This window comes from Fundidesulfovibrio sp. (genome assembly GCF_058402725.1).
In genome coordinates this window covers 1-1,566 of the sequence record NZ_JBZVFJ010000363.1, presented here as the reverse complement: position 1 = coordinate 1,566, position 1,566 = coordinate 1, and the positions used below count along the sequence as shown (strand labels likewise).

Below are 1,566 nucleotides of genomic sequence, written 5' to 3'. Positions count from 1 at the left end.
TTCACCGACGCGGCCGGCGTCGCGCGCATCGTTGCCGAGACCCACGAGGGCGCGTTCGGCATCCTGCCGCGCCGGCTGGATTGCGTGGCGGCGCTGGCGCCGGGCATCCTGGTTTACGAAACCGAAACGGCGGGCGAGGTCTACGTGGCGGTGGATGAAGGTGTGCTGGTCAAGGCCGGCATGGATGTGTTCGTTTCCGTGCGCCGCGCCCAGTCCGGAAGCGACCTCGGCCAGTTGCGGGCGGCGGTGGAACAGGAGTTCCTGACCCTGGATGAACACGAGCAAAGCGTGCGCTCGGTGCTGGCGAAGATGGAAAGCGGCCTGATCCACCAGATGGTGGCCTTCCACCATGAATGACACACCCGACAAGCCCACCCTTGCCCAGACCGTCGGCGCCAAGGCGGCACGCAAGCTCAAGGCCCGGCGCCATGCCTCGGCCGGCGTCTGGTTCGGTCTCGGCATGATGGGTCTGGTGGGCTGGTCGGTGGCGATTCCGACCCTGCTTGGCGCAGGGCTCGGGCTCTGGCTGGATGCGCGCTATCCGGGCGGCCGTTCCTGGACCCTGGCGTTGCTGGTGGCCGGACTGACCATCGGCTGTTTCAACGCCTGGCATTGGGTGGCCAAGGAAGAGCGGGCCCTGCGCGAACTGAATGAGGAGGATGGCGATGCCTGAAGCTCTGAACTGGATGCTGGCGGCGCTGGCGGGTTTGCTGATGGGCGTGTTGTTCTACGGCGGCCTCTGGTGGACGGTGCGCAAAGGCCTGTCTTCCCGACGCCCGGCGCTGTGGTTCACCGCCAGCCTGCTGCTGCGGATGGGCGTTGCGATGGTGGGCATTTACTGGGTTGGCCAGGCCTTCGGGCCTTCGACTGATCAACCCGCCTGGCCACCACTGCTGCTGTGTCTGCTCGGTTTTGTCCTGGCCCGCCCGCTGGTGCTGGGACTGACCCGATCCCGACCGCCCCCGCGTTCGGCCGTGGAGACCCGCCATGCAGCTTAGTCCCGACGCAATCATTTTCTGGCAGTTCGGCTGGGTCAAACTCAACGCCACCATCGTCTTCACCTGGGTACTGATGGGGGTGCTGACGGTCGGCTCGATACTCGTCACCCATCGGCTGTCCCGGGATCTGCGACGCTCGCGCTGGCAGAACCTGCTGGAAATCATCGTCACCACTCTGGAAAAGCAGATTGAGGAAGTCGGCTTGCGCCAGCCGCGCAAGTATCTCGGCTTTCTCGGCACCCTGTTCCTGTTCGTCGCCTTGTCCGCGCTGTGTACCGTGTTCCCCGGCTTCGAACCGCCGACCAGCTCGCTGTCGACCACGGCGGCCCTGGCGCTTTGTGTTCTGGTGGCCGTGCTGCTGTTCGGCATTGAGGGGCGGGGTTGGGGCCGCTACCTCAAGTCCTACATTCAACCGACGATCATCATGCTGCCGTTCAACCTCATCAGCGAGGTCTCGCGCACCCTGGCCCTGGCGGTGCGCCTGTTCGGCAACATGATGAGCGGGGCGATGATCATCGGCATTCTGCTCACCATTACGCCGTTTGTTTTTCCCATCGTCATGACGGTG

At 64.9% G+C, this 1,566-nt stretch carries 4 protein-coding genes; all 4 read left to right on the top strand.

Annotated features, from left to right (window positions below):
* The coding region (locus tag ACV4UX_RS19685) for a F0F1 ATP synthase subunit epsilon (RefSeq protein WP_491594969.1) at positions 1–357 on the top strand (357 nt) is incomplete at its 5' end.
* Positions 350–673, top strand: a complete 324-nt coding sequence (locus ACV4UX_RS19680; protein WP_491594968.1) for an AtpZ/AtpI family protein — start codon at positions 350–352, stop codon at positions 671–673. The genes ACV4UX_RS19685 and ACV4UX_RS19680, both read left to right, overlap by 8 nt.
* A complete protein-coding gene (locus ACV4UX_RS19675) occupies positions 666–998 on the top strand; it encodes an N-ATPase subunit AtpR (protein WP_491594967.1) in 333 nt (110 codons plus the stop codon). Before ACV4UX_RS19680 ends, ACV4UX_RS19675 begins: the two co-directional genes overlap by 8 nt.
* Positions 988–1,566: F0F1 ATP synthase subunit A (locus tag ACV4UX_RS19670; RefSeq protein ID WP_491594966.1), on the top strand; the 579-nt coding region annotated here is incomplete at its 3' end. The genes ACV4UX_RS19675 and ACV4UX_RS19670, both read left to right, overlap by 11 nt.